This window comes from Proteus sp. TJ1640 (assembly GCF_003144445.1).
GTDB lineage: Bacteria > Pseudomonadota > Gammaproteobacteria > Enterobacterales > Enterobacteriaceae > Proteus > Proteus penneri.
On record NZ_PENY01000022.1, the window covers coordinates 288,055 to 304,980 of the forward strand.

Consider the following 16,926-nt stretch of genomic DNA (forward strand, 5'->3'; position numbering starts at 1 on the left):
AAAATTCCTACGTTAAGCGGGTTAGAGAGAGAGAAGTCAATAACCCGCATTTCATCACCTTATGTTAAAGTGTCATTTTCATCTTCCTGCACAATAAACCAAGGTGTCACAAGGGTATTACGCTGATAACCTTTGGCAGTAATAACCTGATATAAACGACCCAATGCGTCATAGTAGTGAGTATCAGCAAAACGATTAAGCTGAGATGAGCTTTCCGAAACATAACGCCAATCATTCAGAAAATAGGGCTGATAAACCCGCTTTACATTTCCTTTGTTGTCATATTCTGTTTCACCTGACGTCGCCCAACGCGTCGCAGTGCTCTTTTGTTGTGCTCGCTGATTTTTATCAACCATTAGTGTTGCATTATCGCTACGTAAAAAGGCTTCACCAGCTTCTACTCTGACAGAGGTTTGCAATAAGCGACCAAAACCATCACTAAAGGCGATTTGTTGGCGAATTTGTTGCTGTAGATCACTGTCATAACGGTCAGTCATGATTTGCAGTGTATGAGGTGGCAATTTTGCTGATGTTGACATCCAGCTATCCGTAACATAAACAAATCCTGTGGCAATCGGCAGTGGCGTAGTTAATGCTAAGGCTTTATCTACCGTATTTGGCATCACAAACGTTTTATCGCTATATCCACTTTGTTTACCATTTTCAGTGCCTGAAAAACGGGTTGTGATCACCCGACCAAAGCCATCAAAAGTCACTTGATGAAGGTTTTTATTTTCATCAGTTATTGTGTTAGGTGATAAAAAGCGCCAATCGTAAGTAAGATGGAAATCTTGTGTATTTAAGGGTGATCCTTTGCCTATGAGTGCACAAAATTGCTTATCCCATAATAATTTATATTCACAGGACAATGCAGATTTCTTATAAATCAGAGGCTTATAAAATTGTGCTAATGAACCATATTGGATAATACCTAACAATGGTTTCACCCACAGCGTTTTGCCTTTTTCTGACTCATCAGCAAATAAATACGCTTTTTGCTGATAACCTGCATTTTTCATAATGTTATCCAGTTTTAAATTTGGATAAGGATGTGAAATAGCGTTTGCGGTTTCTTCATCTAATTCCGCCGTTTCGCTATAGGCCAAACGCACAGGGAAATCAGGTTCTGATAATGTCGCTTTACCTTCAGCATCCATATAAGCAAGCTGCTGTTGCCCTACAAAGACTGATCCTGCTTTTTGTGTCAGCAAATTATTGGCTGCTAATAAGGCTTCGGCACTTAATCCTTCTTTCGGCTGTTTTTCAGCCCCAAATGTCAAAACATCTTGACGACTTGAGGCAATCACTCCGAGTTGGTAAACCTGTTTTTCAGGATGAATAAGATGATGACAAGCTTGACGCGATAAACTCAAACGTAGTGTCTGTTGTTGTTCGTCATAACTTGATGTCCATAACGTTTCTGGCAGGCTTTCGTAATGCTGATAAGGATTTTTCGCCCCCTTAGCGCGTCTTGGATAGTTAATCGAAACGGCTTTAGAAACAAAACCATAGTCGTCTTGCTCTAAGGTGATCTGTTGATGACAAACAGGATCAGAAGCAATACGCTCATAATGATAGGCTCGACTTTCCACGGTAGACGGCATCACGACTGGCGAGCGCCCTTGCGCTTCAATTAAACGCACTTGTGGTCGTTGTTCAGTGACAGCATAAGGCACATCAGCAACCACTGCGTTATCTAACCCATAGATTTCTTTTCTGCGTAACTGACCTTGTAACCCACGCTCAAACCAATAGGCATGTTCCTGATAAATAGCATCATCACAGGCTTTTTCTGAGCTGCCTTCACCTTGTGTAAATCGAGGTGAAAACAGTGGAAATGCAGCATCGTCGCCTTGCCAAAACTCATCAGGCATTTGGGTATCAACGACGGGTTTTCCTGTTAAAAACCATTGTCGAGTTAACGCACTTGGCGTTTTATCTGCCAGATCTTCTTCACTTTTAAATGACTCTGCATTGGTCATTTCAACACAACCAAAACCACGAAACTCTTTTTCTTTACCATCCCAAACACCATGACGATAGTGGTAAGTTTGTGTTAAACGGCTTTGCGTAATTTCATCAATAGTTTCAATTTTCCACAGCGTATGCAGCGCAAAAGGTAAATGGCTAACCGCTTTCTTTTTATTTTGTTGTTGACGAGCCAATTTCTCATCCAGCCAATATTGCGCTGAACTACGGTAGTGCAGAGTTTGAATCAAACCCATATTGTTATTAATCGATGTTAATAACCACGGTTTTTGATTTTGTAAAGAAAGCACCCAATGTTGTGGTGTTGGATACGATTTTGTCAGTAAAATACTAGCAATTCCTAAACCTTGCACATCAGCAACTTGTAATTGGCAATGGCTATCAAAACGTATCCCTTTAGGTAATGCGATATCATCACCACGCACAAATTGTTTCCCACTTTGGTTAAAATACACTTCTAAATGGGTCGATTGAGCGTAAATAATATCAGTGGTACCACTACCATCGAGATCCGCTAAATAGAGTTGATTAGGGTTGAATTTAAGGCGATCGGCAGAAAATCCAGGAATAGTGATAGGTAAACTGAATTTCCCCTCACCTAAATGAACCCAACATGTCAGACCTTGGTAATCCACTTTAATCAAATGTTGCTGACCTGAACCCAACACATCACTAAATGCCACTAAGGTACGACGATTGACGTTTTTAATGGGTAACGTTACGCCTTCAGCCTGCATCACCTCTTTGCTTTTTTTCCAACCTTGAGCAGAGCCAGCATAAAGACGAATACTACGAGGACCAATTAAGGCGAGATCAGCAAAACCACTGCCTGTTAATGAAGTCATTTCCGCTCTAGGATGAAAATATTCCACAGGTAATGCATCAAGTGGCACAAAATTCAGCCAACTTTCTGCTTTCGTTTCATCCTGAGTGTAATAACCATTGGCATGACCTTGTGTCACTAACCAATCCAGTTTTCCATCACCTGTTACATCCGTCAGCATGGCTGAGTTTCGTAATGATGGAATAATGGGAAGTTTTTTCGCTTTGTCCCAAGTGACCGCATTTGGGTTTTGCTTATCTTCTTTTCTGATGGGTGCGCGATACCACCAAGCACCACTGTCTTGATACAACACACCTGCAAGCCCTTCACCCAATAAATCGACATATTGATAAGGCTGTTGCGGTGTAAAAGAAGCCAGTTCATCCAATAATTGCCATTGTGCTTGTTTAGTCGCACCTAGCATTTGCCAATCAAATTTCACAGGGGGCAATGTGACTAACGACTGAGCATCTTTATTATCGTTAAACGCAGATTGTTGCGCCGAAACTAAAATTGAACCCGATCCCGACTCGTCATAAGTCAGTGTTAATCGAGCAACTAACTCTGGAGTTTCTGCTAATGCAGCCTGTTTTTCCAAGCTTTCAAGACGGTGATACATCAACACTTGGCGGCATAAACGGCGAGTGCGTACTTCAAAACCGTAATGGAAAAGAGAAAAACAGTCTTTACGTAATGCCCATGCTGAATTGTTCTGCCATTGAGGATAAGTCGCTAACCCACTACTGCGTTCACCGTAATCAAACACCAGCACAAACAGGGCGTTTTTCGATAATGTATTATCGGATTTGACACAAGAAAAAACACGTTCACCCACCGGATTACCGTAATACACTTTCTCTAAATAACGTTGTGTATTGGCATTCACATGCGATTGAATTTCTTGTTGATCACACCCCTGTTCATCTTCAGCACGATAATGATATTCAATTTGTTCACCTGTTGCAGAAACAGACGCATTCAGGTTCCATTGCGCAATGTGCGCGCGGTTTTGGCTATCCACAATCTGTGCCGTTATTTCATAGCCAAACAAATGAGCATCACCGTTTGCATTCAGCATCACCCAAAACTGAGTAGGGATATTTGCAGGGGCATTCTCCTCATGTAATGACCAAAGCTCAAAACGACTAAAGCTTTTCTCAACACGAGAGCGATAAGTAATAACTTGATATTGATGAGCAAGTTTTACGCCAAATAACTCATCCCGTTGCGCAATTTCAACTTCACCGTTCTTATTGATAATCGGCACAATCACTTCGCCATTAGCACCCACAAACTCATCTAATTGTGTATAAGTCGGTACGCCTTTTGAAGTACGACGACGAATCGACATCACACCGACAGACCAACCAAACCCAAATGCGCCGTTACCTGCTTGATTTTGATAGGTTAAGCTTAAAGAAGGGGCATAACCACGACCTTTACTAATGGGCAATGGTAAGCTAAAAGTGGCAGCACCATCAGGGCCGACTGCGCCCATATTGCCCGTTAACCCTGTGACTGCGCCACCGCCTTTCGGTAAATTTGGCACATCAAAGGCCAAGTTCTCTGAATTTTGCATATAGAACTCCTGACAGGCTCCGTAAGGAGCCTGTAATTAATTAAGATTTAGATAATTAACGAATGGTGTAATTAATATGGAGAATGATGTCGTTTAATGTCAGTAACATCTCTTTTTGCTTATCTGTTGCATCAGGGAAGCTTAAAGTCAGTGTACTGGTATCATCCACTGGTAAACCTTCAAATGGTAGATAACGATCATCATTAAAATTCAGTTGGAACTGACCGCTGTCATTCATGCCATGAGAAATCGCAATCGCACTACAGCCTCGAGGTTTCACTGCACTACCACCATAATTCAGCACTGCACGAATATTCTGATAGGCACCTGTCAACATAGGTAATGTCACACTAATTTGTTTAACGCGACGCAATTTACCTAAATCAGCAGGATAATCTTTTTCTATTGCTAAGTCAGAGAGCTTAATAGAGGCTTGTAGCTGTCCGTCTTTTAAGCTAATACCATTTTCAGCCGTACCAAGCTGTGTTTTCGATTTGTTAATCACATCAGCGACTTGCTCAAAACCAAACTTATTGCTGCTTAAACCTTGATACACATCGGCCAACGACACAATCTTGGTGATTTCCAATACACGGTTATCTTTTTCAAAGTAGCTGTTTTCCATTTGGATCAAGTTATGCATTAAGCTTTCACCCGCCATCAAACCGGAATAGTTACCTTGCCATGCCCTTGGACGAATAAAGGTTTGTGTTTCACCTAAGTCGTACTGATAAGCCAATTCTGCCATACGACAACGAGAAACAGTTAAGTCGTAAAAAGGTTTATAAATCGCCATTAATTTACTGCGTAACCAGCTATACAGGGCTTTATTGGTAAACTTATTTTGCAAAAAGGTTAAGTGCTCTTGTGTTTGCTGTTGTTGTAACTTCATACTATCTAACTGCAGTTTCGCCGCTTGTCGACGAACCTCTAATGCGGCAAGTTGAGCATCAAACTGATCTAATTCGGATTGTGCGGTGTCACATAATGAGCCCCACTCTTCATAACGTCGACGATAAGACTCTGATTGACTTAATCTATCTGCGGAAATACGGGTGGCAGAACTTGATAATTGCAGAACAATTGATGTTGCATTAAAAATAGCGCCAAAACGTGATCCCCCGACAGCCATACCATAAATATTTGGCACAAGATCTGCAGCCGCTGCTGCCATATTGAGCCCTTGGCTTGCGGTATTTAACACAGAAGAGCTCAAATAGAGATCCATGGCTTGTTGTTCTCGTGTGCTAATATTCTGGTTATACAATTTTTTATAATAAGTAAGGCGTTTATCAGCACCTGAACGTAAATCCTGTAATGCTTTTTTATTATGCTCAAACTCTTCCAGCGTTTTCTGCTGGTATTTGATATTTTGCAGAATAATTTCGCTACCTTGAGTGATCAATAATTCAGACAATGCTTGTGCATCTTGGCGTTCTGTAATGCTAAAAAGTGAGCTACCAAATTGCATTAGCTGATTTACCACGGATTTTGCGCTATTTAAAATAACAGGGAAGCGCTGTGTTGGCATCACTGCATTTGGTAAACCACCACCACCTTGTGATTGATACACGGCAGCATTTTGCAGTGCTTTAGGATCTGCTGGTGTCGTATAAATTGGCAGTGACAACGGTTGTCCATCAATCGATAAATTGTGACGTAAATTAAATAAACGAGCTTTTAATATATCTCGATACTGCGCTAATTTTTCATTAATTTGCGGTAAAAAAACCGAAGTTAAGGTATTTGCAGTACGCGGTAACTCCCCATCGTCACACACTTCATGAATTACGCGTGTTGAGGTTGTTTTTGATGCTGCATCAATTAGTTTTGGTGCAGACCAAATAGTGTCACTGACTGATTCTGTTTCAGCACCTAACAGTTTCAGCGCCTGCACATACCACATTTTAGCTTCATTTAAAGAGTCTCGTTCAAGTAGACGATAAGCGCTGTCTCCTCTTGCTATAACAATATCGAGGTACTTCATAAACGTAGCCAGCTTATAGTGCATTGGATCAGCTTGTGCCACAGCATCAGGATCGGTTGAATCCAATTGGTCATTATCCCAAGCTATATCTGCTAACAATGGCTGCGAATTCCAAACACGATGAGTATGAGTATCACTATCAATATAACCAATTGGACTAAATACATAACGTAGCCAACGATTAGCTTCATCGTAATTTTGCCCTTCTAACATCACATTTGCTAACATCATTGGAGTGTAATAGAACAGTTCCCAAAAATAGAGGGCATTAGCACCATTAAAATCCATCGGTACGTCAGCACCTTCATCCAAAGCAGGTTCAGGTAGCCTCTGAGAACTTAATGTTAAAATAGCATCAATTCCTTTATTCGCACGTTTGACTAATTGGCGTGCAAATAACGTATTTAAACGTACTAACAAAGGTTTATTTGCTACTGTCATTGACATATATTGAGCATGTTTTCGATTTGTTTTTAAGCTAATAACACTTTCATTTATATTTTCCAATTCACTAACTTTGAAAGAACATAAGATTTCAGAAATAACTTTTTGTTTCTTATTAACCGTTATTACTTTTGTAGTTAATATTAATTCACCATCATCATTAAATTCACTTAGCGGCACATCAAGCTTAAGTACATTATTTTTACTATTGAAGCTATTACTGCCTTCATTTAAAGAAGTATTGGCTTTAGACCATTGTTCAAGGGAATAGGTGACTTTATTATCTGGATTAGAAGATAATATTATCTTAATATCTTCAACCATTTCATCATCAGTATAGATAACTTTATTTAAATCACTCTTACTAATAGTTAATGGGTAAGATATCATTTTCCCATATGCTCCCATAAGTAAGTCACTCTTTATTTTACCTGAAACAGAAAAAAGAAATCTTGGCGTTTCTATGTTTAAAAATTTTTGTAACGATACATCGCCTAACTCATTAGAAAGTGTAAAGGCGATTTCATTTTTCGATGTATAAGTTAATAAATCATTTGACTGTTTAGTGAAAAAAGCCAGTTCTACGTTATAATCTTCTCCATTATTAATATCTGAGCCTTTAATTACCGCATTTTTATTATTATCATAAATAAAGAAGTAAACTGTATTTGTATTAATATCAAAACCCAAATAATAACTGTAATTAGTTTTTATATTAAAAGCCAAAGTTTCTAATTTACCGACACTACCAGAAGTATAAACAATATCCTCTAATAGAGCCCCATCTTTTAACAAACCTTTAAAAATATCTTTAATAGATGCAGGAGCAAGATGTCCATAATTAACATCACAGTTAATAAAAGCAGAAAGATAACAAGATAACATTTCATTTTTCGATTCTATATTTACGCCATTAATTAAACTGCCTGAAAGAGAAACATTTTTAGAATCAGTTGTTTTTATATTATCAATAGGATCATGAGAGATAGAATAAGCAAATTTTCCTCTCAACATAAATTTGTTATTAACATTATTAATGGATTCTTTACCAACTATGTCAAATTCAGATTTCACATTAATATAAATGTTTTCTGCATTTTCTTTATTTGAGTCCGATATATTAGAAAATATCATTTCATTATCAATAGAATAAACATTATACTCCTTATTTACATCATCATAGGTATCCTTAGTGATATAAGTTAAAAAGTATAATTTATCAAGCTCTTGATCATAGCTTAAATGAAAATTCCCTTCTTTTTTCTCTATGATATTATTAGAAAATTGGAAATCAATAGGTGAACTCCAAGTTCCATCATAACGGATATGAGATAGATTTAAACTATAATGTGCCTGCTTAGAAATTGGTACAGACGTCGTTTTTTCTTTATTTTCAATTTCTCTATTTTCAACTTCTTTACGTTCAATCCAAGCAACATATAATCGATTATTAAAAATAACAGGGCGAATTAAATTATTGTAAGGGTTAGCACCATTCTCAATTTTCGTCCACTCAGTCCAAGCATTTGCTGCCATGACACCTTTTTTTATTTTACTATGATCTGCACTACGCCAATAATAACTTGCTTTTTCTGATGCATTATGACCAATAAAATAAGTCTTTCCATCTTCTAATGTCACACCATCATGGTAACCACTAATTACATCTAAATTAGCAATTTGTTCAAAAGAAGTTAAATATGTTTTAAATGCATCATCAATCGTATCACTATTAATGCTATTTTGACTGATCGTCTGTAACAGCGTATCCATCATTTTAGTTTGACCAATACGTACTGTAGGATCAATATAATTTTCAGGATAATAAGTTAATAAAGAGATGCCACTCCAAGTGCTATAACGCTTATTATATTTATCCCAATCTATAAAAAATTGACGAGATTTAATAGGTGTGTGATTAGCGTTCATATCTAAGGATAAAAATTCATTGATATATAGCTGTATACTTGCAATAGCTTGCTCTATCTTTGTGGTTTTTATTTCAGATGAGATCTTATTATCAATCAGTAAATAATAATAAACATCATCACTAGTTACTAAATTTAACTCACTAAACTGATTAATATAAAATGCACATAATGCAACACTCTTTTTTTCATCCATTTTATTTTTTAGTAAAATAGCTTGTTGAGCGTTTAATCCACTTTGTAAGTTTTTACTGACTCTATCCCAATTCAAATAATCTTCTTCTTTATTACCACTTATGGAAAATTTTAATTTAGTTAATAAATCAAAATTATTTGGTGTAATATTAAAAACTTTAACCATATCAACATAGCTAGAAATTTCTTTGATATTATCAAATTTAATCACATCATCAAGTTTCAATAGAGAGATTATTTGATTAATTACATCTTCACTAACTTTATATATTTTTGATAAAATTGAAGCTCTATCTCTACCTACAATAATGTTTAACAGCTCCTCTTTATTACTTATTTTATCTAAATAAAAATGATGAAAATCAGATAAATCTTTTATTGACTTGATATTTGGAAGAATCATTTCATTACCAATCGCACGTTGCCCCCCCAATATATCTATCTCATCTTCATTTAAGCCTATTTTAGCAAAAATAGCGATCATTTGGCATAAATTTTGTATATAAGTAATAATATCATGTTTATCCTCTCGTGTTTTATCTTCCTTATTGATAAAATCAACAAAATCATAAATAGTTAAATTTAATGAAGCTGTAGATTCCAGAGCAATCCATACAGAACCAGCTTGCTTTAAAGAAGAAATATGAAAATAAGAAGATATTATAGGTAAATAAGATTCTAATATTGTCTGTGGATATAATAAAGCATTATTAACTAACTTAACATTCATTAATTCTTCAATAAGATTTTTTATTTCATTTGTATAGCGCAAATCATATTTATTTGCCGTCATTACATATAGTTCAGGAATATTCAATTTATAATCTTGAATAAACTTTAAATAATTATCTATTGTATAAATTAAATTAGCCGCATCATCCGATGAAGATTGTTGATTAATGGGTTTACTAAAAGGATCTGACAACATATCGAGTAATAAAGAAAGAGTATAAATATCTAGGCCATGTACTGTTGCCAATAAATATACTCGATATAACAGTGAAATATTTTCTATAGAACAAGTAAATTCCGTTGTTTTACCAGAAGCTAATTTCCACATAGCAGCAATACCAATATCATCGGCATGAAATGCTCTTTTTAAGGTATTAATACGTATAATATCATCTGGAGATGATGAATTAAAATCAAGTGCTTTATTATCTGCAATAAATTTTAATTCACCTAAAGGAGGAGAATTAAATAAAACATCAAATAGAGACAAGGAATTATTTAATGTTTTTTCATTAATATTAGCACCATTAAGCACTATAGATTGTTCAATATTAATATTGTATTTCTCCATAATATATTGCACATGAAGAATAGAGCGGATCACCTCAGAATCAATATTGTTATCATTATTTTTTGTTTTAATTAAAATAATTAAATTATCAACAGAGATCCCCGTTGCTTTATGCAAGCGAATAATTTTATTTAAGATCAACATGCCTTTTGAAGATAATTTATTATTTACTTTAAGTGTGTTAAATAATGGTAATATTTCTTCTTCTGGAATGGAATAATATTCAGATAAAAATCTTAGATTGTTTTTTAAACTAATATCTTTATTTCCGAAATTTTTCTCTACTAGTTCATCAATATTATTTTCAGAAATTACTTCTGTTAAAATAGTATATAACTCAGGAGAAATCGATGAAATAATTGTTGAGATCCATTCTGTATCCAAAATATCAAGAGAATCCTTAGCTTTCACTAATTTATCAACCAAGCCATCGCGTAATAATAATGTTTCTCGAATAGTTTGATAAGGTTGATGATAAGGATTTTCACCCATTGTACGGTTTATTGCTAGTTCTTGAAATAAATCTTTATCATTACCTAATTTATGTTGTAATGCTGTGGTTAATATTTGATTTGATAAAGACAGTGTTGAAATTTCTTTATCCATATTTTCTTGAGAAAGTACTAATTTTGCTAAATCAGGACGGCGTCTATTAAGGTGATGTCTTGGGTCTTCAGCATGTATTTCTTTTGCTTCACGATAAAGTTCTGTTAAATAACCCGCAGGCGAAAACATCGATGCTACAGATTTAGAATCGACATAATGGTTATCTCGATTTGGGATCCAATTTTCTAATGTATTACTTTGAGCAATCTGAGATCGCATTCCTAAAGCCACTGCATTTTGCACTTGTGGATTACGACGTGCTAAATAGTGCGCTTCATTGATTTTACTCATTTTGGCAGCTTTTTGCGCTTCTTTATATAATGTTTTTGCTTCATGCCAACTGAGTTTTTCTTCACTAAGTGCATAAATTTCATGAAGCGATAATGGTACTAAATCGTTAAGCGAGATCATGTCTGATGTATTCGTCTTCATTTTTGTTAAAAGCGTATTAATGTTTTTCATTAAATATTTTCCTAATATAAGTTAATTCAAAATAGAGAGAGTAAAATCTGTATTTCATCTCGAGAATTAAAATATCAAGAAAAAAAAATAAGAAAATTGACTTTTTTATAAGCTACTATTGAGTTTTTTTATTCTTTACCGACTAATTACTGTTTTCAATTAAAAGATAAGCGTAAAAATAGAGATAAACAACAAGTAAAATATATTGATAAAAAGCAATCAATCATTTGATTTTGTTTTTTATAAAAAATACAACTATTTATTATTAATATTAGTCAATAATATCGTTTTTTAACTTTAGCTTTTGAATTTTTTCATTTTTAGTCGTTAAAAAATCATTATTGATAAACATCAATATAAAAATATCACTCAGGGCGATTATTAAAAAATAATTTATATGAGATTTATATGATTTGTGGAGAATGTCTGAATGTTTTTCTCACGAAAAATAAACCAGTTCTTTGCTGTTGCGACTTGTCAGAGCCTAGTAAAAGCAGCGGAACAAACTCGTGTTACCCCATCCGCACTACGCCATGGTATTAATGAACTTGAAAGCCAATTGGGTAAGTCACTGATTAAACGTTCTAAAAATGGGATGGATCTTACCCCTGCGGGAAAATCACTCTATAACCGTTTGTATCCTTATTATGAAAAAATCCGAAAAATTGAAAATCAAATAATGAACTCAAACGAGGAGAATACCTCGCTTTGTATCAAGTTAGATGGTCTTTATTATCCTGACTTAAAAACAAAATTATTGGAGATCCGACAAGAAAACAATCAATATAACTTATCGTTAGAAGATGGTTGTATCGATAATATTAACGAAGAACTTTTTGATAAAGAGTTTGATCTTGTTATTTCGTCTCTTGAGTTTGATTATTCTTATGAAAAAATCAATGCGATTAATTTATGCACACAAAAGGTTGGTTTATTAGTAAATAAAAAGCTGATTGAAAAATATCCAGATACCAAAACCTTCTTTGCCAAAGAAACTTTAATACAAAGAAACAGTTCTTTGCGGAATCCGATATTTACAACCATTTTAGAAAGACTAAAAAATAAGGGATATCAATATCACACGTTAGGGTTAACGGAGATGGCAGATGTCTTACATTGTGTTGATGAGGGCGAGGGTTACTGCTTTATACCCGAAAATATTGACTATATTTCAACCATCACAAACGATGAAGTACAATTTATACGATCTCCTTTTCCTTTTGACTTCTTCTTACATCAAAAAGTCTATTTTAAAAAAGAAAATAATAAAAATTTAGCCGATATTGCAATGACACTACGTTAATGACTTAAAACAGTGAATTAATATATTCAGAGGTAAACCCTCGATATTGCAGATAGCGAATTTGTTTGGCTCTCTCTTTAAAATCTTTGGGTTTGCCTGTACCAAATTTTTTCTCTTTAAGATCTTGGCAGAGTGCGTACCAATCGGTATCTGTTTCTTCTAATACACGATCAATAATTTCGCAAGGGAATCCTTTTAGGCGTAATTCTTGACGAATACGTAACGGCCCATAGGATTTATTTAAATAACTACGAAAGAAACTATAAATAGTTCGATTGTCATCAAGATATTGGCTTTCAAGTAAGCGTTCGATTACTTGAGGCAAACATTCAGGGGCAGTAGGTGAATCTTTCTCAGTTTCACGAATTCGGCGTTCGATTCGACGTTGTAGCTCATTTGTACTGTAATCACGACGAGAGAGCATAAAAATAGCGTACTGATAAAGCTCCTGATAGGTCATAACGGTCCTTTCTTAAAAGCGTTCATAGGATATAGCTATTATCATAACGTTTTATTGCCCAAATAACTTATTTCGATAGCCATTTTATCGAAATAATAAAAAGTAATAATTAAAATAAGAATAATCATTATCTTTTATAGTTTAAATCGACTACTTTTATTAAGATTATCTTAGAAAAAATAAGGTTTTTTACTTAATAATCCCTTAATAATCCCATGATAACGCAAAATATAAGCATCTCTTACTGTATATCGCACTTATAGCTGGTGATCATTAATAAGAAAAAGATTAAAATTTCCGACTAATCTTTTACTACTTACTTTTTTAATTTTCTGTGGGTTATATATGAACTTTTCTAATTTAAATAAGGTGGTATTAACCGCCTCCCTTCTTGTGACTGGCTTTTCTTACGCGGATAGCGATCGCCCACTGCTTTCTTTAAGTGTTAGCCAGTCCGGCGGTACTGCTTTAAATAGTGAAGGTTCATTAGATACTCGTACCCCTGCCAGCCAATCTCGCGTTTTACCGATTTGGGGCGATGAAGCCCGTGCCCGTGGTTATGATTTACCCGAGCCTTTTGGTGCCAGCTATAGCTATATGAATCTGCGCCAAGATATTATTGTGGATAAGATTGGATTTGCAGCTAGTGAATGGCCACAAATGAGTGATGTTGTAACGGTTGATGTAGGACACACTCGTGAGAAAAGTGAAACTCATTTGCTTAAACTTGATAGTTGGGTTTTTCCTTTTCTTAATTTATACGGTGTATATGGGAGAACTAAAGGCACATCTAGTACAACTATCAACCAAGTTATTGTTGATTTTGGCTTTCCTTTTCCTGTAGCTGAAAACGAAAAATTTAATTTAGATTTTAAAGGGAATACTTATGGTGCAGGTTTTACTTTAGCGGGGGGCTATAACCAATTTTTTGGTACTTTTGATTTAAACTACACCAAAACGAATCTTGATATCTTAGACGGTGATATTAAAGCGTTAGTGATTTCACCTCGTGTGGGTTATGAATTTGTTTTCTCACCTCTAATTTCAGGCCAAGGTAATACTAAACTACAAGTGTGGACAGGTGCAATGTACCAAGATATTACCCAACGTTTTAAAGGTGATGTAAGTAAACTGAGCTTACCTGGTAAATTAAATGATTTCTTAAATTCTCCAGATTTAGATATCGGGAACGTTAAATTCGATGTTGAACAACACCTCGCCCATAAATGGAACCAAACGGTGGGTGCACGTTTAGAAGTCACACGTAACTTTAATGTCATTACAGAACTCGGTTTTAATAACCGCAATAGCTTCTTTGTTTCAGGTGAGTTCCGTTTTTAATGGTTAAATACCCTTTTATTTTGGGGCTGGCTTTTGCCAGCCTCTTTACTTCACACACCGCACAAGCCCAACTTTTTCCCGATAGACAACAAATAGACCAATGGTTAGTGGGCTTAGGGGGAGAAAATAACTTCGATCGCAGTAAAACTATCGACTGGGGAATATTACCTGGCCCTTTTTATACACCAGAATTAGAGTTTGGTGTCGGGATTGCCCTTGTTGGGCTTTATCAAGCAGATAGTCGCCCCGATAGCAAAATTTCGTCTTTCTCATTAAGTGGCTTTGGCTCATCAACGGGTGCTTTTGGTATGACCTTTAGCAACTACACCTATTTAGCAGATGATACTTGGCGCTTTTATCTCACTGGTAGATTAAACAACGTTCCTACCAATTATTGGGGTGAGGGGTATCACGAAGGGCGAGTAAAAGATCATTTTGGTGAGTTTCGCTCTCAAGAATTGCGTCTAACACCGACTTTACTGCGCCAAATTACCAAAAACACCTATATAGGCTTAGGGTGGGATTACTCCAATCTACAAGCAGCCGCCCCCGATGATCCTTTTAAAGCCTATATGAGTACACGCGATTTACCTTTGCGTTCAACTAGTTCGGGAATAACAGCTCGCATTACTTACGATAGTCGCGATTTCTTACCGAATGCTTATCAAGGTCAAGCTTTTGATATCAGCTATACCCATTATTCACCGAAAACAGGCAGTAATAATCGCTTTAATGCGACCCAAATACAATATAACTACTATTATCCTTTAAGTGATAATGCGGTATTAGCATTTGATAATTATGCACGCTTTACGTCGGGCAATGTGCCTTGGAGCCAATTGTCAAAACTAAGCAATGGGCACCAAATGCGGGGTTATTATGAAGGTCGATACCAAGATAATCACGTATTTTCAACCCAATTAGAGTACCGCCAAAAACTGGATTGGCGCCATGGCATTGCACTTTGGGTTGGTGGCGGTACGTTAAGCGATCAAGCGCGCGATTTAGGTAAAGGTCATTGGTTGCCGAGTATCGGTATTGGTTATCGATTTGAATTTAAACCCCGCATGAATGTACGTCTCGATTTTGGTATCGGTAAAGAAAGTACAGGATTCTATTTTCAAGTAGGTGAAGCATTTTGATGTTTAAGCGGTTTCTTTTTATCAATACCATTGTCTTCTTCTTATTTATTACGGGTTGCACTCAAGTCACACCGGTTAAATCTCTGCATGCCAATCTTGATAGTGTTACCCACGAAGAAGCAACACAACTTTGGCAAACACCTACACCGTTAACAGCACCCAATGGTTTAAGACCTTGTTGTGCCTTTGGTTACAACTTAAAAGTTAAAGCGTTCGAAATTCCTATCCCGTTTTATCGTATTGATAATGTTGTTGAAGCCTCTGCATTGGGTAATCATCGTTATAACGACAGTTTTTGGCTCGGTACTGTGGCAGTATTAGGGATTGGAAGCGAAAAATCCGGTTTAATTTATTCACACAAAGGGGGATTTCTAGATATCGCCCATATTCGTGACACCGCAGATTATACTTATTATCTCTTTAGTCATATCTTTCCAAAATTAGGCCAAGAGTGGACATTAGCGCTAAGTGATGAGTTAGCACAACGTAAGATCCACTTTAATGCATTTACGCCACCTAAAAACGAATTAGAACGTTATACTTTAAGCGCCTATCTTGCCGCACACCTCGGTTATCGCCTCGCTGTCTGGCATGAAATTGCACAATGGTATGGTTTTCGTTCTGTCCCCGGTTTTTCAGAAGGTATCTCAGCATTTTCACCTGAAGATCTCTATTCCAATTTAATTGGCGCAAGGCTTTCTCTTACACTGATCTTAAAAGGCCACGCCACCAGCCTTGAGCAATATAATCAATCAATGCAAGGTATTATTCCTTCTGCGCTCTACCAGTTAGAAGCTCAGCCTCGCCAATTAACACAACAATGGTTTGATGCTATTGATGGACAATGGTGGGATAGTCAGCAACGAGTTCCTGATAAATTTTTAGTTTTAATGCGTGATTATCATATCTCAGACCAACGCTATCCCGTGTTACCTTTTGAGGAAACAACGTCACCCCACTACCTCACATTACCAAATGCTTATTCTGGTTACGTTTTAGAACAATTAGCAGAATTTCAGCTTTGGCCAACAAAAGAGATGGAGAACTTACCTCATCCCAAAACCTACTGGAGTGAAGTGGATTTTACTGATTTAACAGAAAAAGCGCGTGAAATTGATAATAAAACTAGACCAAAAACAACAAAAATTGACTAAATAACAAACAAAATTGACACATTAAAAATGCTTAATTTTGCTAAATTTGGGTTAAGTCACGTCTTTTTTTATAAGATAAATTTAAGTTTAGAACAAAAAAGCACTTTTTGTTAAAAGAAAAAAGCGATTATAAAACGAGGCTTTCCAGTAAAACTTATACACTTATTTAACAAATCACTCGTAGTTATCCTAATGTGAGGCGATATTTTG

At 35.8% G+C, this 16,926-nt stretch carries 7 protein-coding genes; 4 read left to right on the forward strand and 3 right to left on the reverse strand.

The features are described 5' to 3' along the window. Positions 1–59: 59 nt before the first annotated feature. Entirely contained in the window at positions 60–4,391 is a 4,332-nt protein-coding gene (locus DK861_RS10680) for a SpvB/TcaC N-terminal domain-containing protein (protein WP_109400067.1), read from the reverse strand. A 55-nt stretch (positions 4,392–4,446) separates the two neighbouring features. Then, complete coding sequence (locus tag DK861_RS10685; protein WP_109400068.1) at positions 4,447–11,316, reverse strand: neuraminidase-like domain-containing protein; 6,870 nt, start codon at positions 11,314–11,316, stop codon at positions 4,447–4,449. A 430-nt stretch (positions 11,317–11,746) separates the two neighbouring features. Here DK861_RS10685 and DK861_RS10690 point away from each other — a divergent pair, with 430 nt between their 5' ends. After that, on the forward strand, positions 11,747–12,619 hold the full coding sequence (locus DK861_RS10690) for a LysR family transcriptional regulator (RefSeq protein WP_109400069.1): 873 nt from the start codon (positions 11,747–11,749) through the stop codon (positions 12,617–12,619). Between the two features lie 4 nt (positions 12,620–12,623). On the opposite strand, the gene DK861_RS10695 is transcribed toward DK861_RS10690, so the two are convergent. Continuing rightward, entirely contained in the window at positions 12,624–13,079 is a 456-nt protein-coding gene (locus DK861_RS10695) for a regulatory protein RecX (protein WP_109400070.1), read from the reverse strand. A 345-nt stretch (positions 13,080–13,424) separates the two neighbouring features. Here DK861_RS10695 and DK861_RS10700 point away from each other — a divergent pair, with 345 nt between their 5' ends. The 3 genes from DK861_RS10700 to DK861_RS10710 are packed head-to-tail and all read left to right on the forward strand — an operon-like array spanning position 13,425 to position 16,716. Beyond that, positions 13,425–14,420 (forward strand): hypothetical protein, encoded by a 996-nt coding sequence (locus DK861_RS10700; RefSeq protein WP_109400071.1) that lies wholly within the window; start codon positions 13,425–13,427, stop codon positions 14,418–14,420. Next, positions 14,420–15,562, forward strand: coding sequence for a BamA/TamA family outer membrane protein (locus DK861_RS10705; RefSeq protein WP_109400072.1), 1,143 nt, complete (start codon positions 14,420–14,422; stop codon positions 15,560–15,562). Before DK861_RS10700 ends, DK861_RS10705 begins: the two co-directional genes overlap by 1 nt. Next, positions 15,562–16,716: a DUF4056 domain-containing protein gene (locus tag DK861_RS10710; RefSeq protein ID WP_109400073.1), complete on the forward strand. Its 1,155-nt coding sequence runs from the start codon at positions 15,562–15,564 to the stop codon at positions 16,714–16,716. Before DK861_RS10705 ends, DK861_RS10710 begins: the two co-directional genes overlap by 1 nt. Positions 16,717–16,926 lie beyond the last annotated feature (210 nt).